Source organism: Amycolatopsis sp. NPDC005003 (assembly GCF_053600695.1).
Genome location: NZ_JBSGAI010000013.1, coordinates 81,200 through 100,380, shown reverse-complemented (window position 1 = coordinate 100,380; position 19,181 = coordinate 81,200). Strand labels below are relative to the sequence as shown.

Annotated in this window: 22 protein-coding genes; 6 read left to right on the top strand and 16 right to left on the bottom strand. The window is 71.0% G+C overall.

The genetic code is table 11. From position 1 onward, the window contains the following. Positions 1-164: 164 nt before the first annotated feature. The 3 genes from ACWED2_RS17400 to ACWED2_RS17390 all read right to left on the bottom strand — a co-directional run bounded on the left by ACWED2_RS17400 (position 165) and on the right by ACWED2_RS17390 (position 1,781). Positions 165-908, bottom strand: coding sequence for an SDR family NAD(P)-dependent oxidoreductase (locus tag ACWED2_RS17400; protein ID WP_449691495.1), 744 nt, complete (start codon positions 906-908; stop codon positions 165-167). 98 nt (positions 909-1,006) lie between these two features. Beyond that, positions 1,007-1,411, bottom strand: a complete 405-nt coding sequence (locus tag ACWED2_RS17395) for an arsenate reductase ArsC (protein WP_449691494.1) — start codon at positions 1,409-1,411, stop codon at positions 1,007-1,009. Further along, positions 1,395-1,781, bottom strand: coding sequence for a metalloregulator ArsR/SmtB family transcription factor (locus ACWED2_RS17390; RefSeq protein ID WP_449691493.1), 387 nt, complete (start codon positions 1,779-1,781; stop codon positions 1,395-1,397). Before ACWED2_RS17390 ends, ACWED2_RS17395 begins: the two co-directional genes overlap by 17 nt. Before the next feature lie 83 nt (positions 1,782-1,864). Between ACWED2_RS17390 and ACWED2_RS17385 the strand changes: the two genes are divergently transcribed. After that, positions 1,865-2,326 carry an ArsI/CadI family heavy metal resistance metalloenzyme gene (locus tag ACWED2_RS17385; protein ID WP_449691492.1) on the top strand — a complete coding sequence of 154 codons (462 nt, stop codon included), beginning with the start codon at positions 1,865-1,867 and terminating at the stop codon, positions 2,324-2,326. A 43-nt stretch (positions 2,327-2,369) separates the two neighbouring features. On the opposite strand, the gene ACWED2_RS17380 is transcribed toward ACWED2_RS17385, so the two are convergent. Both ACWED2_RS17380 and ACWED2_RS17375 read right to left on the bottom strand, forming a co-directional pair. Then, the gene (locus ACWED2_RS17380; protein ID WP_449691491.1) at positions 2,370-3,581 is read right to left on the bottom strand and encodes a GNAT family N-acetyltransferase; all 1,212 of its coding nucleotides are present in this window, start codon (positions 3,579-3,581) and stop codon (positions 2,370-2,372) included. Further along, the gene (locus ACWED2_RS17375; RefSeq protein WP_449691490.1) at positions 3,578-3,910 is read right to left on the bottom strand and encodes an ArsR/SmtB family transcription factor; all 333 of its coding nucleotides are present in this window, start codon (positions 3,908-3,910) and stop codon (positions 3,578-3,580) included. The genes ACWED2_RS17380 and ACWED2_RS17375 overlap by 4 nt, the downstream gene beginning before the upstream one ends. Positions 3,911-4,041: 131 nt before the next feature. On the opposite strand from ACWED2_RS17375, the gene ACWED2_RS17370 reads away from it, so the two are divergent. Beyond that, positions 4,042-4,176 (top strand): hypothetical protein, encoded by a 135-nt coding sequence (locus ACWED2_RS17370; protein ID WP_449691489.1) that lies wholly within the window; start codon positions 4,042-4,044, stop codon positions 4,174-4,176. Between the two features lie 4 nt (positions 4,177-4,180). Here the strand turns inward: ACWED2_RS17370 and ACWED2_RS17365 are convergent, their stop codons facing one another. Continuing rightward, positions 4,181-5,737, bottom strand: a complete 1,557-nt coding sequence (locus ACWED2_RS17365) for a Na+/H+ antiporter (RefSeq protein ID WP_449691488.1) — start codon at positions 5,735-5,737, stop codon at positions 4,181-4,183. A gap of 121 nt (positions 5,738-5,858) precedes the next feature. On the opposite strand from ACWED2_RS17365, the gene ACWED2_RS17360 reads away from it, so the two are divergent. Then, positions 5,859-8,984 (top strand): ATP-binding protein, encoded by a 3,126-nt coding sequence (locus tag ACWED2_RS17360; protein WP_449691487.1) that lies wholly within the window; start codon positions 5,859-5,861, stop codon positions 8,982-8,984. On the opposite strand, the gene ACWED2_RS17355 is transcribed toward ACWED2_RS17360, so the two are convergent. From ACWED2_RS17355 to ACWED2_RS17335, 5 genes are all read right to left on the bottom strand, one after another. Beyond that, complete coding sequence (locus ACWED2_RS17355; protein WP_449691486.1) at positions 8,962-9,729, bottom strand: ABC transporter permease; 768 nt, start codon at positions 9,727-9,729, stop codon at positions 8,962-8,964. The genes ACWED2_RS17360 and ACWED2_RS17355 overlap by 23 nt on opposite strands. Continuing rightward, positions 9,726-10,661 carry an ATP-binding cassette domain-containing protein gene (locus tag ACWED2_RS17350; RefSeq protein ID WP_449691485.1) on the bottom strand — a complete coding sequence of 312 codons (936 nt, stop codon included), beginning with the start codon at positions 10,659-10,661 and terminating at the stop codon, positions 9,726-9,728. The genes ACWED2_RS17355 and ACWED2_RS17350 overlap by 4 nt, the downstream gene beginning before the upstream one ends. A gap of 66 nt (positions 10,662-10,727) precedes the next feature. After that, positions 10,728-11,072 (bottom strand): DUF1048 domain-containing protein, encoded by a 345-nt coding sequence (locus ACWED2_RS17345; protein ID WP_449691484.1) that lies wholly within the window; start codon positions 11,070-11,072, stop codon positions 10,728-10,730. Position 11,073: 1 nt separating this feature from the next. After that, on the bottom strand, positions 11,074-11,430 hold the full coding sequence (locus ACWED2_RS17340) for a DUF1048 domain-containing protein (protein ID WP_449691483.1): 357 nt from the start codon (positions 11,428-11,430) through the stop codon (positions 11,074-11,076). Then, complete coding sequence (locus ACWED2_RS17335) at positions 11,427-11,753, bottom strand: PadR family transcriptional regulator (RefSeq protein ID WP_449691482.1); 327 nt, start codon at positions 11,751-11,753, stop codon at positions 11,427-11,429. The genes ACWED2_RS17340 and ACWED2_RS17335 overlap by 4 nt, the downstream gene beginning before the upstream one ends. Before the next feature lie 90 nt (positions 11,754-11,843). Between ACWED2_RS17335 and ACWED2_RS17330 the strand changes: the two genes are divergently transcribed. Continuing rightward, complete coding sequence (locus tag ACWED2_RS17330) at positions 11,844-12,608, top strand: ABC transporter ATP-binding protein (protein WP_449691481.1); 765 nt, start codon at positions 11,844-11,846, stop codon at positions 12,606-12,608. Then, positions 12,605-13,354 carry an ABC transporter permease gene (locus ACWED2_RS17325; protein ID WP_449691480.1) on the top strand — a complete coding sequence of 250 codons (750 nt, stop codon included), beginning with the start codon at positions 12,605-12,607 and terminating at the stop codon, positions 13,352-13,354. The genes ACWED2_RS17330 and ACWED2_RS17325 overlap by 4 nt, the downstream gene beginning before the upstream one ends. Here ACWED2_RS17325 and ACWED2_RS17320 read toward each other — a convergent pair. Further along, a complete protein-coding gene (locus ACWED2_RS17320; RefSeq protein WP_449691479.1) occupies positions 13,351-14,169 on the bottom strand; it encodes an alpha/beta fold hydrolase in 819 nt (272 codons plus the stop codon). The genes ACWED2_RS17325 and ACWED2_RS17320 overlap by 4 nt on opposite strands. A gap of 157 nt (positions 14,170-14,326) precedes the next feature. Between ACWED2_RS17320 and ACWED2_RS17315 the strand changes: the two genes are divergently transcribed. Continuing rightward, positions 14,327-14,938 (top strand): hypothetical protein, encoded by a 612-nt coding sequence (locus tag ACWED2_RS17315; protein WP_449691478.1) that lies wholly within the window; start codon positions 14,327-14,329, stop codon positions 14,936-14,938. A gap of 199 nt (positions 14,939-15,137) precedes the next feature. Here ACWED2_RS17315 and ACWED2_RS17310 read toward each other — a convergent pair whose 3' ends face one another. The 4 genes from ACWED2_RS17310 to kdpC are packed head-to-tail and all read right to left on the bottom strand — an operon-like array spanning position 15,138 to position 19,179. Beyond that, positions 15,138-15,365 carry a hypothetical protein gene (locus ACWED2_RS17310; RefSeq protein ID WP_449691477.1) on the bottom strand — a complete coding sequence of 76 codons (228 nt, stop codon included), beginning with the start codon at positions 15,363-15,365 and terminating at the stop codon, positions 15,138-15,140. Further along, complete coding sequence (locus ACWED2_RS17305; protein ID WP_449691476.1) at positions 15,362-16,057, bottom strand: response regulator; 696 nt, start codon at positions 16,055-16,057, stop codon at positions 15,362-15,364. Before ACWED2_RS17305 ends, ACWED2_RS17310 begins: the two co-directional genes overlap by 4 nt. After that, complete coding sequence (locus ACWED2_RS17300) at positions 16,054-18,564, bottom strand: DUF4118 domain-containing protein (protein WP_449691475.1); 2,511 nt, start codon at positions 18,562-18,564, stop codon at positions 16,054-16,056. Before ACWED2_RS17300 ends, ACWED2_RS17305 begins: the two co-directional genes overlap by 4 nt. 3 nt (positions 18,565-18,567) lie before the next feature. Continuing rightward, positions 18,568-19,179: a K(+)-transporting ATPase subunit C gene (kdpC, locus tag ACWED2_RS17295; protein WP_449691474.1), complete on the bottom strand. Its 612-nt coding sequence runs from the start codon at positions 19,177-19,179 to the stop codon at positions 18,568-18,570. Positions 19,180-19,181: the final 2 nt, after the last annotated feature.

Genomic DNA, 19,181 nt, shown 5'->3' with positions numbered 1-19,181 from the left:
CCGAGTCCCGGGTGGACTGCGTGAATCGGGGGTGAATCCCCGGCACCAGGCACCCGGGCAGCACTGGCCCGGCAGGACCGGATGGCTCCCACCGGAGCGGTCCACACAGGACAGTGCTGCCGCGTAAACCCTCGTACCGCAGGGTCGCCGGGTGCCCCGAGGGGTTACCAGGCCACGGGGCCGAGGCGGTCGATGAAGATCCCGGTCGGTCCGTCGGCGCCGAGCGTCGCCAGCTCGATGAACGGGTCGGTGCCCTCGGTGACCGTCAACTGGCCCATGTGGTTGTTCATGTCCGTGGCGGCGAACTTGCGATTGGCCACCTCGCCGGGCGTGACGGCGTTGAACTTGATGTCCGGGAACGCCTGGGCGTACCGGACCGTGATCATGTTCAGCGCCGCCTTCGACGAGCTGTAGGCGAGCTCATGCAGCTTCGAGGCCGTCTGATTCGGATCCGTCACGACCGCGAAGGAACCGACACCGCTGGACACCATCACCACCCGCGGGTTGTCCGCCGCCCGCAGCAGCGGCAGGAACGCGTGCGTGACCCGGACCGGCCCATACACATTGGTGTCATAGACGGAATGAATCTCCTCGGCCGTGGCCTCCCCGGGGTGCACGGCCCCACCCGGCGCACCCGCGTTGTTGATCAGCACGTCCAGCCGGTCGGTGTGCTTGCGCACCAGCCGCACGGCGTCGGCCACCGACTCCTCCGAGGTCACGTCCAGTGGAACGAGGACCACGTTCGCGCCACCGGCGGCCAGCTTGTCGGCCGCCACCTGACCCCGGCCTTCATCCCGCGAGCCGAGGAAGACCGTCCAGCCCAGCTCCCCGAGCCGCCGGGCCGCCTCGAAACCGAGTCCCTTGTTGCCTCCGGTGATCAACACCGTGGTCTGCTCTTTGTTCGTCATGCCCACCAGACACCGCCTCCCGCCCGGCTGTGACCACCTGTGAACCACTTCACAGTCCGACAGCTCTCTGGCAGTACGGGCGTGGTGCTCAAGCGCGGCTACCTAACAAGGAGTTCGGTGAGCAGTTCCCGCACCCGGCGATCGATCTCGTCGCGGATCGGCCGGACGTCCTCGACGCTCTTGCCCGCGGGGTCCTCGAGCTGCCAGTCCAGGTACCGCTTGCCGGGGAAGACCGGGCAGGCGTCGCCGCAGCCCATGGTGATCACGACGTCGGCGGCTTCGACCGCGTCGGTCGTCAGCTTCTTCGGGACCTCTTGGGACAGGTCGATCCCGATCTCGGCCATCGCCTCGCGGACGGCGGGGTTGATGCTGCCGGCGGGCGCCGAGCCGGCCGAGCGGACGTCGACCGCGCCGTCGGCGTGGTGGGCGAGCAGCGCGGCGGCCATCTGGGAGCGGCCGGCGTTGTGGACGCAGACGAAGAGGACTTCAGGCTTGCCTGTCACGGGTGTTCTCCCCTTCGACGTGCGGGACAGGGGTGGTGAGCACCGCCGACAGCCGCGCGAGCACCTCGGGGTGCACGCGGTAGTAGATCCAGGTGCCGCGGCGGTCGCCGGTGATCAGCCCGGATTCGCGCAGCACCTTGAGGTGGTGGGAGATGGTCGGGCCGGTCAGGTCGAAGGCGTCGGTCAGGTCGCAGACACACGCCTCGCCGCCGGCGTGGGAGGCGATCAGCGAGAGCAGCCGCAGCCGGACGGGGTCGGCCATCGCCTTGAACAGCTTGGCCAGCTCCACGGCCTGATCGTCGCTCAGGGGCTCACGGGCCAGCGGTGAGCAGCAGACGTCCAGCGCGGCGATCGGCAGCTGTTTCGACATGCGTCTATCTTGACAGGCTCCTAAGCAGAGGGCAATCTGAGGCCCGGCTCTGATTCGATGAATATCTATTCAAGGAGGTACCGATGTCACGGGTACAGCTGGCCCTGCGGGTCGGGGACTTGGCCGGTTCGATCGACTTCTACTCGAAGCTGTTCGGCACGGAGCCGGCGAAGCTCCGGCCCGGCTACGCGAACTTCGCGATCGCGGAGCCCGCGCTGAAGCTGGTGCTGCTGGAGGGCGAGCCGGGCCAGGAGACGGTGATGGACCACCTCGGCGTCGAGGTCGAGTCAACCGACCAGGTCAACGCGGCGACCCAGCGACTCACCGGCGAAGGACTCGAGACGCTCACCGAGGACGACACCACGTGCTGCTACGCGGTGCAGGACAAGGTGTGGGTGCACGGCCCGGGCAAGGAGCCGTGGGAGGTCTACACGGTGAAGGCCGACTCGACGACATTCGGCACCGACAGCGCCGCACTGGCCACCCCGGCGACCTGCTGTACGCCGGACGCCGAAACCGCCACCCCCGAGGGCTGCTGCAACTGAAGGCCCGGAGCCGGTGCGCAATCGAGGGGCGCACCGGCTCCACTCAGCTGCCGACCCGCGAGCTGCGGCGTTCGATCATGACGACGTCCCGCCACACGCCGTGGTGCCGGCCGACGCGTTCGCGGACGCCGATCTCCCGGAATCCGGCTCGGCGGTGCAGTTCCCGGCTGGCGGTGTTCTCGGGGAACACGCCGCTCTGAATCGTCCAAATCCCGGCGTTCTCGGTCGAGGCGATCAGCGCGCCCAGCAGCGCCTGACCAACACCGCGACCCTGCGCCTCCGGGGCGACGTAGACGCTGTGCTCGACGACCCCGGCGTACACGCACCGCGAGGACACCGCGGAGACCGCGGCCCAGCCGATCACCCGCCCGGCCGCGCCGAGGGCGACCAGCCGGTGGTCTGGAAGGTGGGCGGCGTCCCAGGCCTCCCAAGGGGGCGCTGTGGTCTCGAAGCTCGCCTGGCCGGTGTCCAGCCCGGCCTGATAGATCGCCAGCACCCGGCCGGCGTGCTCGGCCGCCATCGCGACGACCTCGACCGGCTTGGTGGCGCGGACGATCGCGGAATGGAGCTTCTCGCCGGTCTCGTGGGTGAACTGGACATCGACGCCGCTGAGCCCGGCGTCATGCAGGAGCACTCGGTAGCGGTCGGCGGTGAGCGCGCCACCGAGGCACTCGACCGCACCGGCGCGGGCCGCGCGCTCGGCGTCGGTGAGGCTGTCGTCGGCCAGGATGTCGGTGACGCCGAGGCGGCCGCCGGGCCGCAGGACACGGGCGATCTCGCCGAACACCGCGGGCTTGTCCGTCGACAGGGCGATGACGCAGTTGGAGATGACGACGTCGACCGAGGCGTCCGGCAGCGGGATCCGCTCGATGGTGCCTTTGAGGAACTCGGCGTTGGTCACGCCGGCCTGCTCGGCGTGCCGGCGGGCGAGTTCCAGCATCTCGTCGGTCATGTCCAGGCCGATGGCCCGCCCGCCCGGCCCGACGCGGCGGGCGGAGAGCAGGACGTCCAACCCGCCACCGGAGCCGAGGTCGAGCACCGTCTCACCCGGCTTCAGCTCGGCCACGACCAGGGGGTTGCCGCAGCCGAGGCTGGTCGCGGTCACCTCGACCGGAAGTTCCGCACCGGCGTAGTGGACGGCGCCGAGCCGCTCGGCGTCCCCTTCGCCGGCCAGCAGGCCGGTTCCTTCCCCGGCCAGAGCCCGCCTGGCGGCGGTGGCGTAGCGGTCATGGACGGCGTCGCGGTCGGGGTTCATCGGGCCTCCTCGTCGACGGTCTCGGCGAACGACCGGACCCCGCGACCCATGACGACGTCCGCGGCGCTCGGAAAGCAGGACACGCACGCTTCGTTCACCCGGTAGAGCCGGGCAGTCCCCCGCGGCTCGACCAGCACGAACCCGGTGTCCGCGAGGACCTTCAGGTGCGCGGAAACGGTGGACTGCCCGACGCTGACCTGCTCGACGATCTCCCCCACGGCCATCGGGCCGCCGGCTTCGGCGAGCAGGTTGAGGATCTGCACCCGCGTCGGATCCGCGAGTGTCCGGAACCACCCGGCGTACGTCTTGGCGGTCTCCCGATCCAGCACGGCCACTCCTTACATCGTTCATCGACGATATACGATGAAGGGAGGTCGTGGCAGCCGTCAGGGGCTCAAGACGGCGTCAAGGTTGCGCCGGCGAGGTCGCTGCCCCAGTGCCGCGGAGGCATCCTGGACCGATGAGCGACTTCGCGTGGACGGTGACGTTGATCGGCGGTTTCGTGCTGGTGACGTTGCTGCTGCGGCTGGCCGGGACCTGGCTCGCCGCCCGCGAGGACGACCCCGCCGCCCGCCGGGTCCTGCCGCCGTGGTGACCGCTCAGTCCTCCTGCCCGGCGTGCTCCAGGTCGAGCAGCCGCTGGATGCGCCGCCGGGTGCCGTCGGTGATCTCGCCCGCCTCGAACAGCCGGGTCAGCTCGGCCGCCTCGACGTCGATCAGCTCCCGGCGCAGCGCGCGGTAGTCGATCCCGCGCACCAGGTCCGTGCTGTTCTCCCCGATGTCGGCCCGGACGCGGTCGAGCCGGGCCTGCCAGGCCGCCCGCAGCTGGTCGACCACGAACGCCGGCGCCGATTCGGTCTCGGCCAGGTGGTCCAGGTGGGACAGCCCGGCTTCGGCGAGCTTGCGGCGGGCGGTGCCGTATTCGGTGCGCAGGTCGGCGGGGTCGAGGGCGATCCCCGCCCGGCGGACCAGCGGGGCGAGCGTGAAGCCCTGGACCACGAGCGTCAGCACGATCACCGCGGTCGTCAGCAGCAGGACGAGATCCCGCGCCGGCAGCGGGGCACCGTCCATTGTGGCCACCGGCAGGGACAGCGCCGCCGCCAGCGGCACCACGCCGCGCGCGCCCGCCCAGGAGACGACCGCGGGGACCTGCCAGGAGAGGCGGCCGTCCTCCCGCCGTTGCCGCAGCGCCGAGAGCACGAACACCAGCAGCAGCCGCGCCACGACCAGGGTGGCCGCGATGGCGAGCGCCTGCAGGAGCCACCACGCGCCGCCGCCGGCCACCCGGCGCACCAGGGCGGGCAGCTGCAGCCCGATCAGGCCGAACACGACGCTCTCCAGCAGGAACACCACGGTCTGGTAGACCGCGCCGACCTGCAGCCGGATCCGCGCGGTCGTCAGCCGCTCGGCCTGCGTCCCGAGGATCACGCTCGCCACCACGACCGCCGTCACGCCCGACCCGCCCACCGACTCCGCGAGGACGTACCCCGCATACGGCGTGACCAAGGAGATCACCGTCTCCAGCACCGGGTCCTCGGTGTGCCGCCGGATGAGGAACGCGCCGAGCGCCGTCAGCACGCCGACCGCCACGCCACCCCCGGCGAGCAGCGCGAACTCGCCCAGCGTCCGGCCCCAGGACGCCGCCCCGCCGGCGACGGCCAGGAACAGCGCCACCCGGAACAGCAGCAGGCTGGTGGCGTCGTTGAACAGGCTCTCGGCCTGGATCAGCGCCTGCACCCGCGGCGGCAGCGCCAGCCGCCGCGCCAGGGCCGTCACCGCGACCGGGTCCGTGCTCGCCAGCACCGCCCCCAGCACGAACGCCATCCCGGCCGGCAACGGCGTCACCGCGACCGCGATCCCGATCACCGCCGCGGCCGAGAGCAGCACCAGCCCGACCGACAGCACCGCGACCGGCCGCCCCACCGCGCGCAAATCACGCCACGGCAGCTCTTCCCCGGCGGCGAACAGCAGCGGGGGCAGCACGACCAGGCTGATCACGTCCGGCGTCACCTGCACCACCGGGACGCCGGGCAGCAGCCCGACCACCACACCGACGACGACCAGCAGCGACGGCGCCGGTACCCGCAGCCGCCGGGCGAAGGTGGCCACCACGGTCGCCACGACCACGAGGAACAGGACGGTTTCGACCCCGCGCATCAGCCGGTCCTTCCGATCCGAATCCGGATGCCGACCAGACTTCCCGGCGCGCCGGGCTCAGCCTACGCGACGCGCCCGCACGACCGTGCCCACGACCGCGCGCCCCCACTAGCCTTGGCCGGTGACGATCGAGCTGGTCCTGCTGCCGCGGGTGGCCTACCGCGGCCGGGAAATCACCAGCCCCCGCCTCGGCGGGCTGCTCGCCCTGCTGGCCGACGACCTCCGCACCGGCGCGAGCACCACCCGCCTGATCGACGGGCTCTGGCCGGACGAACGACCGGAACACCCCACCAAGGCGCTGCAGGTGCTGGTGTCCCGCGCGCGAGCCCGGCTCGGCCCGGACGTCATCGAAGCGACGCCGTCCGGCTACCGGCTCACCCTCGCCGGGGACCAGGTGGATGCCACCGCGGTCGTGCTCAGCGCGACGGCCTGCGCCCGGCTTTCCCGCGAAGGCGACCACGAAGCCGCGCTCGCCCAAGCCGAGGCGGGCCTGGCGCTCTGGACGGCGCCCGGCGACGCCGGCAGCGCCGATCCGCTCGGTGCGCTGCGGACGTCCCGCGCCTCGACGAGCCGGGCACTGGTCCGGGCCCGTGCGCTGTGCCGCTCGCGGCTGGGCCGGGCCGCGGAGGCGGTCGACGAGCTCGCCGAGCTGGCCACCGAACGACCGCACGACGAAGAACTCCTGCTGGAGCTCCTGCGCAGCGAAGCGGTGACGGCCGGGCCGTCCGCGGCCCTGGCCAGGTACGAGCGGTACCGGCGCACCGTGCGCGACGAACTCGGCAGCGACCCCGGCCCGGCACTGCGCGAGCTGCACCAGCAGCTCCTGCAGGGCGAGGCGCCCGCGGTGCGCCACGGCGTCGCCCACGAACCGAACCCGCTGCTGGGCCGGGACACCGACCTGGCCGCCGTCGCCGGGCTGCTGCGGACGTCCCGGGTCACGTCGATCGTCGGCGCGGGCGGGCTGGGCAAGACCCGGCTGGCCCACGCCGTGAGCCGCCGGGCCGGCCAGAGGATCGTGCACTTCGTGCCGCTCGCCGGGATCACCCGTGACGACGAGGTCGCCGCCGGAGTCGCCTCGGCGGTCGGCGGGGCGGAGGCCGGCGGCCCGCCGGGCAGCCGACCGGCGGGCCCGCGTGACGCCGTGACCGGCATCCTGGACGCGCTCGGCTCCGGCCCGGCACTGCTGGTGCTCGACAACTGCGAACACGTCGTGCGCGGCGTGGCCGGCCTCGTCCGGACGCTCGTCGCGCTCAGCGCCGAACTCCGGGTGCTCACGACCAGCCGGACGCCCCTCGGCCTCTCCTCCGAAGCGGTCCACGTCCTGCCGGAACTGGGCCCGGCAGCCGCCGGTGAGCTGTTCCGGCAGCGTGCCAGGGCCGTCCGGCCGGACGCCGAGCTGCCGGACGAGGCCGTCCGGCAGCTGTGCGCGCACCTCGACGGCCTGCCGCTGGCGATCGAGCTGGCCGCCGCCCGCACCAGGGTCATGTCGGTCCCCGAGATCACCGCCCACCTCGACGACCGGTTCGCCCTGTTGCGCGGCGGCGCCAGCGATGCCCCGCCGCGCCACCACACGTTGCACGCCGTCATCGACTGGAGCTGGGCCCTCCTCGACCCGCCGGGGCAGGACGCCCTGCGTGTCCTCTCCGTCTTCCCCGGCGGCTTCACCGCCGATGCCGCCCGGCACCTGCTCGGCGCCGGTGTCCTCGACCTGCTCGACCAGCTCGCCGGCCATTCCCTGCTCAAAGTCACGGATACCCCGGCGGGCACACGGTTCCGGATGCTGGAGACGGTCCGCGAGTTCAGCGCCGCCCGCCGCGAGGAAGCCGGCGAAACCGGGAAGGCCACCACCGGCTTCCTGGCCTGGGCAGTCGACTTCGCCCTGGCCCACCACGATTCCCTGTTCGACGCCGAGCTCGTCCCGGCCATGCGCCGGGTCGGCGCCGAGCAGGACAACCTGACGCACGCCCTGCGGCACGGCCTCGACCACGAGGACGGCGCCATCGTGGCCGCGACCGCCGCCGCTCTGGCCGGGTTGTGGACGTTCGAGTCGAACTTCGGCCGGATGGCCGCGCTCGTCGAGGACACCGCGTGGCTGCTCTCGCACTACCGTCCGGAACCCGCGCTGGTGGCGGCGACCCGCGCGGCGCTGGTGCTGAGCGCGGTGAACAGCTTCCTGTTGCATGGCCCCCGGCCCACCCGCTCCCTGGTCGCCCTCCGCCGTCTCCCGCCCGCAGCCCCCGGCACCCTGGTGCGCGCCACCGAAACGGTGATCCGCGCCGTCGCCGCGACCGACTTCGCCCCGCTGTTCCGGCTGTGCGACGACGACGATCCGCTGACCGCCGGATTGGCCGAGGGCGTCGCCAGCTACGCGTGGTCCGCCCTCGACGATCCGGAGCGCGCGCTGGCCGCGGCCGAGCGCATGGTCGCCGTGTTCGAAGACCGGGACTCGCCGTGGCTGCGCGCCGTCGCCCACGCCCGCGTCGGCGAGCTGTGCCTGGAGGCCGAACGCGGGGAAGAAGCCCGGCGATCGATCGGCACCGTGCTCGCGGTGCTCGACGAGTCCGGCACCTGGCCCGGCGCCGCCCGCATCCGCGGTGCCCTGGTCCTGGCCAACCTCCAGGCCGGCGCGATCGACGAAGCGGAACACTGGCTCGAGCAGGCCATGCTGACCGGCGGCAGCGAGGTCGCCGGGGCGTCCATGGTGGACGTCGGAGCCCGCGCGGAGATCCACCTGGCCCGCGGCGAAACCGAACCGGGCCTGCGATTCTGGCGGCAGGTGGCCGAACGCCTCCGGTCCACCCGGGACACCGGTCCCGGCGCCGAAGGCTGGATGTGGGAGACCCAAGCGGTCACCGTCGTCGCCCACGCCCAGCACGGGCGCCTCGACCTCGTCACCGGGATCACCGGCGAACTCCCCCGCGCGCTGCCCGGCCTGCTCGAAGACCCCGGGACGTCGATCCCGGTCTGCGGCGCGCTTCTGCTGGCGCTGGCCCTGACCGACCTCGACCGCGCGCAGACGGACGGCGAGCGAGCCGCGGCGGTGCGCATGATCGCCCTCGCCGAGCGCTTCCGGTACGTGCGCGGCTTCCAGCCGACGATGTCTTCGGCCCGTATCCGGGCCCTGGCCGAACAGGCCGACGAGCCGGCGTACACCGACGCGCAGTCGGAATACGCCGGCCTCGGCCGCGAAGAGCTACGCGCCACGGCACTCGCGGCACTGACGGTCAGGCCGCGGGATCGCGCCTGAACAACGCCCGCGCCCAGACGTATCCCGCGACGGCGAACCCGGCGCACCAGGCGACGGCGATCCACGCGCTGCCGCCGACCGAGGTGCCCAGCAGCAGACCCCGCAGGGTGTCGATGACCGGGGTGAACGGCTCGTTGCGGGCGAACCAGCGCACCGCACCCGACATCGTGTCCGTGGGCACGAACGCGCTGCTGACGAACGGCAGCACCTGCACCAGGAGGATGAACAGGTTCGCGCCCTCGGCGTTCTTCGCCGCCAGCCCGACCGCGACCGCCGGCCAGGTCAGCGCCAACGCCAGCAGGAGCACCAGCCCCAGCGTCGCAAACCAGCCACCCGCACCCGCGGCGGGCCGGAACCCGAACAGCAGCGCCACCCCGACGACCAGCACCGAGCTGACCACCGTGCGGAGCACCGCACCCAGGACGTGCCCGGTCAGCACCGACACGCGGGCGATCGCCATCGTGCGGAACCGCGAAATGATCCCGTCGGTCATGTCCCGGTTCACCGCCAGCGCCGTCATCGACGCGCCGTACCCCACGGTCATCAGCAGGATGCCCGGCACGAGGTAGTCGACGTACGCCCCGCCGCGGACGCCCGCCTGCATCGCGCCGCCGAACACCCCGACGAACAGCAGCAGGAGCAGCACCGGCATGCCCAGCGCCATAATCATCATCCCCGGGTACCGGCGCAGGTGCTTCAGGTTGCGCCGCAGCATGGTCGCCGAATCACGCACCGCGTAGCTCATCGGACGGCCTCCTTCTCGGTCGTGAGGGCGAAGAAGACGTCGTCGAGGTCCGGGGTGTGCACCGACAGGCTGCCGACGTCCACGCCCGCGCCGTCCAGCCGGTCGAGGAGCCCGCGCAACGAGCGGACACCGCCGGCGCCGGGCACCGACAGCGTGAACGCGACCTCGTCCCGGGTGCCTTCCCCCAGCGTCCGGGCGGCGGCGTCGAGGCTTTCGGCGTCGGCGAACTGCAGCCGGACGTGCCCGACGGCGACCCGCCGCTTCAGCTCGTCCGGGGTGCCTTCGGCGACCACCCGCCCCTGGTCGAGCACCGCGACCCGGCCCGCCAGCTCGTCGGCCTCGTCCAGGTACTGCGTCGTCAGGAAGACGGTGACACCGCCCGCGACGAGGCCGCGGATGATCCCCCACACGGTGTGCCGGCTGCGCGGGTCGAGCCCGGTCGTCGGCTCGTCGAGAAAGAGGACTCGCGGTTCGCCGGTGAGCGTCATCGCCAGGTCGAGCCGCCGCCGCATCCCGCCGGAGTAGGCCGAGACCAGCTTGCCCGCGGACTCGACGAGGTCGAACCGCGCCAGCAGCTCGGCCGCCTTCCGCCGGCCCTCGGCGCGGCCGAGGTGGTGCAGGTCGGCCATCAGCAGCAGGTTCTCCTCGCCGGTCAGCAGGTTGTCGACGGCCGAGAACTGCCCGGTGACGCCGATCGCGGCGCGGACCCCGTCCGGATCGGCGGCCACGTCGTGCCCGGCGACCGAGGCCTGTCCGCCGTCGGCGCGGATCAGCGTGGACAGGATCCGCACGGCGGTCGTCTTGCCCGCGCCGTTGGGCCCGAGCAGGGCGAAGATGGTGCCCTCGGCGACGTGCAGGTCGATGCCGTCGAGCACGACCTGGTCGCCGAAGGTTTTGCGCAGCCCGCTGGCCGCTATCGCCGGGGTGGTCACGGTTCTCCTCTCGTCCCGCCGTGACCTCGGTGGCCACGGCTGTCACGAGAGTGCGCAACCGGAGTTTCAGCTCGGTTTCACGCCGCTTTCCGGCTGCTTCCCACCCTTGTCCTTGAGTGACTCCTGGTAGCGGTCGGCGTAGGTCGGCGAATCCTTGATCAGCTCGTCGCAGAAGGCGGCGACGTCCTCGCCGATCACTTCGAGGACTCCCCGGCCGGTCGCGGCGCTTTCGGCGAAGAAGTCGACGATCCCCGAGAGCAAATTTCCCTCGAGCAGGTCGACCGGGCCGACCTTGAACAGGTACTTCTGCATCTCTTTGTAGACGATCTGGTAGTCCGGCGGCAGGGCTTTGACCCGGGCCATGTGCGCCCGCCACTGCTTCTTGCCTTCGATGACGTCCTGGATACCCATCTCAGCCTCCCAACCGGCCCAGTTTTTTCGCGACATTCCGGTTCAGCTGTTTCCGCCACCGGTCACGGAAGTTCTTGGCGCCTTCACCGCCGGCGAGCGCCGCGCAGAAGCCCTCGACGTCCTCTCCCAGCACGTCCTGGACGCTCTGCCCCTCCGCCGCAGTCTCCTCCAGCAACCCCAGTGCCCCATCGAGAATCGGCATCAGATTGCGGCCCGAGAAATCCCCGTACGGGAAGAGGTGTGCCTTGATCTGCTCCCACGCCGCCCGATAGTCCTCCGGCAACGCCCGGGCCCTGGCTTCGAACGCCTGGTATTCCCGGGTCATGTCGCTGCCGGTGATGGTCTCCCAGAAGTTCATTCCCCACCTTCCTTCAGTTTGTCGATGCGCGAGGAGACGTACTGCCACTTCGCCCAGAACCGCCCCAGCTCTTCGCGACCGGCGTCGTTGAGCGCATAGAACTTGCGCGGCGGCCCCTTCTCGGACGGCCGCTTCGTCACCTGGACGAGCTTGTTCCTCTCCAGCCGCAACAAGATCGTGTACACGGTTCCCTCGACGACGTCGCCGAAGCCGAGGTCGTTCAGCCGGCGCGTGATGGCGTAGCCGTAGGTCTCCTCCTTGCCGATGATCTCGAGCACACAGCCTTCGAGGGTGCCCTTCAACATCTCCGTCAGGTCGTCCATCGCTCCTCCGGGCTCACCCTGGCGCCACTACTCAGTACTACTGTATACCAGTACTCAGCAGTACTGACTAGCTGGATGAGGGGATGACTGATGACAGCGATACGAGTTCGCGGCCTCGAGAAGTCGTACAAACAGCTGCACGTCCTGCGCGGCGTGGACTTCGACGTGGCACGGGGCAGCATCTTCGCCCTGCTCGGCTCGAACGGCGCCGGCAAGACCACCGCGGTGCGGATCCTGGCCACGCTGCTGAAGCCGGACGCGGGGACCGCCACCGTCAACGGCTGCGACGTCGTCACCCAGGCCGACGACGTGCGGGCGGCGATCAGCCTCACCGGGCAGTTTGCCGCCGTCGACGAGATCCTCAGCGGCCGGGAGAACCTCGTGCTCATCGCCAGGCTGCGCCGGTTGAAGCAGCCCGGCAAGGTCGCCGACGACCTGCTGGCGCGCTTTTCCCTGACCGACGCGGCCACGCGGAGGGTGTCGACCTACTCCGGGGGCATGCGCCGGCGTCTGGACATCGCGATGAGCCTCATCGGCGATCCATCGGTGATCTTCCTCGACGAGCCGACCACCGGACTCGACCCCGAAGCCCGCGTCGAGGTGTGGGACGCAGTCAAAGGCCTCGCCGCCCGCGGGACCACAGTGCTGCTCACCACCCAATACCTGGACGAGGCCGAGCAGCTCGCCGACCGGATCGCGATCCTGCACGAGGGCCGGATCATCGTGAACGGCACCCTCGCCGAACTCAAGCAACTGCTCCCGCCCGCCAAGGTCGAGTACGTCGAGAAGCAGCCGACCCTCGAAGACGTCTTCTTCGCCGTCGTCGGCGCCCGCACGGAAAGTGAGGACCGATGACCACGGACACCACTATCCTTTTGGGACGCTCACTGCGCCACATCACCCGCAGCCTGGACACCATCATCACGACGGTGATCACGCCGGTCGCGATGATGCTGATGTTCGTCTACGTCTTCGGCGGCGCGATCGACACCGGATCCGGCTCCTACATCGATTACATGCTGCCGGGCATCCTGTTGATCACGATCGCTTCGGGCATCGCCTACACCGCGTTGCGGCTGTTCACCGACCTGAAGAGCGGGATCTTCGAGCGGTTCCACTCGATGCCGATCACGCGATCGGCCGTGCTGTGGGCGCATGTGCTGACCTCGCTGGTCGCCAACCTGATCTCGCTCGTGATCGTCGTGGGCGTCGCGCTGCTGATGGGCTTCCGCTCGGGAGCCGGACCACTGGCCTGGCTCGCGGTCACCGGCATTCTGCTCCTGTTCACCCTGGCCCTGACCTGGGTCGCGGTGATCGCCGGCCTCACCGCGAAGACCGCGGAAGGCGGCGGCGCGTTCTCCTACCCGCTCATCTTCCTTCCGTTCCTCAGCTCGGCTTTCGTCCCCACCGGCACGATGCCGGGGCCGGTGCGCTGGTTCGCCGAACACCAGCCGGTGACGTCCATCGTCAACACCATCCGCACCCTGTTCACCCAAGCACCGGTCGGCAACGACATCTGGACCGCCCTCGCCTGGTGCGCCGGGATCCTCGTCGTCGCTTACGTCTTCGCCACCGCGGCCTACCGCCGCAAGATTTCCTAAGCCGCGGCGTCGCCCCGGAGGTTCGCGACCTCGCGGACCGCCGCGGCGACGGCCGGGGCGTCCTTCTTCAAGATCGCGCCGTGGTTGCTCGGGACCTTCGCACTCACCTTGATGTTCGGGTTGCGGTCGGTGACCCCGTCGAGGCTGACGCGCAACCGTTCCTGCTCGTCACCCTTGCTGCCGAAAGAAGTCCCCGAAGCCACTACGTACCGGACCGGGACGGTGATGCCGTCCAGCACCGGCCCCAGCTCGCGTTCGCGCGACAGCACCCCGAGCTCGATGTTGCTCTCGGCCTGCTGGGCAGCGCTCATCCGCGGGGTCAGGCCGGTCGGGCGCAGCAACGGCATGACCAGGTTCAGCCGCTTGAACAGCTTCCGGATGCGCTGCTCCATCGCCTCGTCGAGCCAGTCGTAGGGGTACGCACCGTCCACCAGGACCGCGCCCAGCGCTCGCTGCGGGTTCCGCTCGGCCCAGTGCGCCGCGACGACCGCACCGTACGACCAGCCCGCCACCAGCGCCCGCTCCACGCCGCGGGCCGCGAGCACGGCGTCGACGTCCCGGACGGCGGCCTCGAAGGAGTAGTCCGCCGAACGCTTCGACTTGCCGCGGGCCCGCTCGTCGAAGGTGATGTGCCGGAACCCGCCGCCGAGCTCGGCCAGCACCCGCCGCCAGTAGCCCTGGGTGGCGAACTGGCCGTTGCAGTAGAGCACCGGAATGCCGGTGCCGCCGGAGTCGGTGACGGCGAGGGCCGTGTCGTCGACCGGCAGCATGCCGGTCCAGGCCGAGCCGATGGAGGAAGCGTTGCTGTTCGTCATGCGGCCACTGTCGGCGGCTCGCCTGACACGCCCCTGACTCCGCCCTGACACGGAATCCAGCGGGGCAAACCCTGAGTTTTCCCTGATCTCGGAACACTTCCGAGCCACTCACCCTCGCCTTCTCCGACAATCGGGCGACCTGACCAAGGGGGTTGCCATGCTTCGACTGCTCACGAAATCACGCGCCGTCGTCCTCGCCGTCTGGATCCAGCTGCTGACCGCGCTGTCGTTCGTGCTGTCGATCATCGTCGTCTGGACCTCCGGGGCCGATGCAAAGGCCGCAGCAGAAGCCGAACTCGCCCGGCAGGGACTTCCCGCCTCCTTGCTCATCGAGCACGGGGTCAGCTTCGGCTCGAACACCGCCGAGACGCCGTTGCCTGCCGCGATCGTCATCGTCCTCGTCGTGCTGGCGTCGTTGAACCTGACCGGGCGGCGGGCCGGCCAGGTGCTGTCCTGGGTCTTCCACCCACTGCTGGCTGTGGCCGGGGCGCTGATCGTGCCGGCTCAGCTGTTCACGGCCACGTTCCTCGCCGCGAGCTTCCGGGACTCCGGCGATCCGGTGCTCCGGCAGGTCGACGTCCCGAAGCTGGTCGACGCCGCTCGCGAGGCCATGCCGAGCTGGCTTCCGGTCGTCGACGGCGCGAAGCTGGTCCTGACCACGGCTGGTTCCCTGCTGGTGATCGTCCTGCTGGCGCTACCGGCATCGCGTGCGTTCTTCCGGGGGCGAAAGCGGATCAATCCGACGTCAAAATCCGAGAGCACAGCGTGAAGGACATGCTGGTGCGACGTGTGCGGGCGGCCGCGGCACGCCATCGTTCGGTGACGAAGTTCCGGCGATCCGAAGGATTTCGATGAGCGACCTGGCCTACACGCTGATGCTGATCGGCGGTTTCGTCGCACTGGCTGTGGTGCTGCGTGTGGCGGAACGCTGGTGCCAGGAGCACCCGCGCCGGGACGAGCGGCCCTAGCTACGTACGGATTCCTGGCTGTTCGCCTTCGATCTCGGCGAGCACCTCGGCCGCGGTCTGGCTGCCTTCGTCGGCGAGCCGGCGGAGTTCGTCGAGGTCTTCTCGTTCGGTGGCGAGCTCGATGAGCAGGTCGACGGCGTCGGAGTGCCCGGCGACGGCCCAGCGGCGCAGTTCGGCGGTGTCGCCGCGCTCGGCCGCCAGCTCGATGGCTTCGCTGGGATCGATCACGGTGACTCCTCCGGGACGAAGCGGTACCCGATACCGGTCTCGGTGATCAGGTATCGCGGGTGCGACGGGTCGGGTTCGAGCTTACGACGCAACTGTGCCATGTAGACCCTCAAGTAGTGCCCACGGTCCGCGTACTCGGGCCCCCAGACCGTGGTCAGCAGGTGTTTGCCGCTGATCAGCGAGTCGGGGTTGCGGACGAGCTGTTCGAGGATGGCCCATTCGGTGCGGGTCAGGTGCACCGCCACGTCATCCCGGCGGACGGTCTTCGCGGAGACGTCCACGGTGAACGCGGCGGTCTCGACGACGAGTCCCGGTTCGGGCGGCGCGGTGAGGGCCAGCCGGCGTTCCGCGACGCGCAGGCAGGCCAGCAGCTCGTCCATGCCGAACGGCTTGGTGACGTAGGTGTCGGCGCCGGTGTCGAGCGCCCGGATCTTGTCCGCGGATCGGTCCCGGGCCGAGAGCACGATGATCGGCACCGCGCTCCGGGTGCGCAGCTCGCGGATCACCTCGATGCCGTCGATGTCGGGCAGCCCGAGGTCGAGCAGGACCAGGTCCGGGTGCTCGGTCGCCGCGGTCAGCAGGGCGGAGGCGCCGTCGGCGGCGGTGACCACGGAGTAGCCGCGGGCGGTGAGGTTGATCCGCAGGGCCCGCACGAGCGCGGTTTCGTCGTCGACCACGAGCACGGACGTCATCTCGTCACCTCCGGCAGGGACACCACGATCGTCAGGCCGCCGCCCGGGGTGTCCTCGGCCCGGATGTCTCCGTCCATCGCCTCGACGAACCCCTTCGCGACCGACAGCCCCAGCCCGACGCCAGGGGTGGTGTTGCGGTCGCCGAGCCGCTGGAACGGCGCGAACGCGGAGTCTGCTGTGCCTTTCGGCAAGCCGGGGCCGTGGTCGACGATCCGCAGCTCGACGCGGCCCGCGTAGGCGCTCGCACGCACGGCGACCTCGCCGCCGCCGTGGCGCAGCGCGTTGTCGATCACGTTGGCGATCGCCCGTTCCAGCAGACCGGGGTCGGCGGTGACCGCGGGCAACCGGTCGTCGATGTCGAGCGCGACCTCGGCGCTGCCGTCCACCGCGGCCAGCGCCGTCGCGACGACCTCGTCGTAGCCGACCGGGCGCAGCACCGGCTGGACCGCGCCCGTGGCCAGCCGCGAGGAGTCGAGGAGGTTGTCGATCAAGCCCGAAAGCCGGTCGGTGGACTCCTCACCCGCGGCCAGGAGCTCTTCGGCGTCCTCTTCGGACAGGCTGATGTCGTGGGCGCGCAACCCACCGAAGACGGCCTTGATCGACGTCAGCGGAGTGCGCAGGTCGTGGCCGATGGCCGAAAGCAGGGCCGTCCGCAGCTCCGTCGTTTCCGCCCGCCGCTGCGCCTCCTGCGTCTGCGCCGCCATCCGCTGCTGCCGCAACGCCAGCAGGGCCTGGCCCGCCGCGGCCTCGAGGACGCGCTGGTCGTGCGCCGGCAGCGTCCGGCCACGCAGGGCCAGGTGGACGTCGTCGGTGACCGGGACGTCGACGTCGGCTTCGTCCGGGTCGTCGCACGGCCGCTCACCCGTGCAGGCCGCGCGCACCCATTCGTCGTCCTGTCTCTCCAGCAGCGAAACGGATTCGAGCCCGAAGTTCTCCCGCACCTTCTCCAGCAGCCGCTGCAGCGGATCGCCGTCGCCGAGCACGGTCCGCGCGTAGGAGGCCAGCAGCGCGGCCTCGGTCCGCGCTCGCGCGGCGGCGTCGGCCCGGCGGGAAGCCCGGTCGACGACGAGCGCGAACGCCACCGCGACAACGACCATCGCCACCAGCGTGATGACGTTCTGCTGGGCGTCCACGGTCAGCGTGTACAGCGGCGGGGTGAAGAAGAAGTTCAGCAGCAACGCGCTCGCGATGGAGGCGAACAGCGCCGGCCCGAGGCCCCCGACGAGGGCCACGATGATCGTCGCGAGGAAGTAGTCGATGACGTTGGTGGACAGGATCAGCGTCTGCCGCAGCACCACGCCGATCATCGTCGCCACCGCCGGCAGCAGGAGTGCGAGCGCCCAGCCGAGGAGCTGCCGCCGCCGGGCCAGGGAACTGCGCGGGAACAGCTTCGCGCGCAGCCGACCGCCGGACTCGTCGTGGGTGACCATGTGGACGTCGATCGGCCCGGACTCCTGGACCACCGTCGCGCCGATGCCTTCGTCGAACAGCCGCGCCACGCGGGAGCGCCGGGAGGTGCCCACCACGACCTGCGTCGCGTTCACGCCGCGGGCGAAGTCGAGCAGCGCGGTCGGGACGTCGTCGCCGACGACGGTGTGGAAGGTGGCGCCGACGTCCTCGGCGAGCTTGCGGTACTCGGCGAGGGCCTGCGGGGAGACGCCGGCCAGGCCGTCGCCGCGCAGGATCTGCAGCACGAGCAGTTCGGCGCCGGCCCGTTTGGCGATGCGCCGTGCCCGCCGGACCAGCGTCTCGCTCTCCCGGCCGCCGCTGATCGCGACGACCACGCGCTCCCGGGCTTCCCAGGTGTCGGTGATGTCGCGTTCGCTGCGATAGCGCTGCAGGGCGACGTCGACCTGGTCGGCCACCCACAGCAAGGCCAGCTCCCGCAGCGCGGTGAGGTTGCCGGGCCGGAAGTAGTTGCCCAGCGCCGCGTCGATCCGGTTGGCCGGGTAGACGTTGCCGTGCGCGAGCCGCCGCCGTAGCGCTTCCGGCGTGATGTCGACCAGCTCCAGCTGCTCGGCCCGCCGCACGACCTCGTCCGGCACGGTCTCCTGCTGGGCGATCCCGGTGATCCGCTCGACGACGTCGTTGAGGCTCTCCAGGTGCTGCACGTTCACCGTCGAGAGCACGTCGATCCCGGCGTCCAGCAGCTCCTCGATGTCCTGCCAGCGCTTGGTGTTGCGCGAACCGGCCACGTTCGTGTGCGCCAGCTCGTCCACGACCGCGACCTCCGGGGCGCGGGCGAGGATCGCGTCGACGTCCATTTCTTCGAAAATGTGCCCGCGGTACTCCAGCGTGTGCCGCGGGACGGCTTCGAGCCCCTCCAGGAGCTCGGCGGTCTTGCGGCGGCCGTGCGTCTCCACCAGGCCGACGACGACGTCGGTGCCGCGGTCGAGCCGGCGGCGGGCCTCCCCGAGCATGGCGAAGGTCTTCCCCACGCCCGGGGCGGCCCCGAGGTAGATCCGCAGCTCACCGCGGCGGCGCTTACCTGCGTCCGCTGTCGTCACCGGTCAGTGCCTGGCCGCCGCGACGGCGAGGTTGAGCTGCAGCACGTTGACCGCCGGGTCGCCGAGGACGCCGAGGCCGCGGCCGGTGGTGTTGTCGTCGACGAGCTTGCGGACTTCGTCCTCGCTCAGGCCGTTCTCCCGCGCGACCCGCGGCACCTGCAGTGCGGCGTAGGCCGGGCTGATCTGCGGGTCGAGCCCCGAAGCCGACGCGGTCACGGCGTCGGCCGGGATCTTCGAGACGTCGACGCCTTCCCGCTTGGCGATCAGCTCCTGCCGCTGCTTGACCAGGGCGAGCAGGTCGTCGTTGCCGGTGCCCTTGTTCGAGGCACCCGAGGTCGACGGGTCGCCGGGGCCGAGCGGGTTCTTCGACCCGGCCGAGGGCCGGTTGTGGAAGTACGGGTCATGCGCCGGGTCCTTCGCCACCGGGTCGACGCCGATCAGCGAGGATCCGACGGCCTGGCCGTTCTGCGTGATGATCGACCCCTCGGCCCGGTCCGACAGGCCGGGGATCCGCGCCACCGCCCACACGGCGAGCGGATACACGACGCCCAGCAGTACGGTCAGCACCAGCAGCATCTTCAGGCCGGCAATGGTCTGCTTGTACAGCACCTTCATGG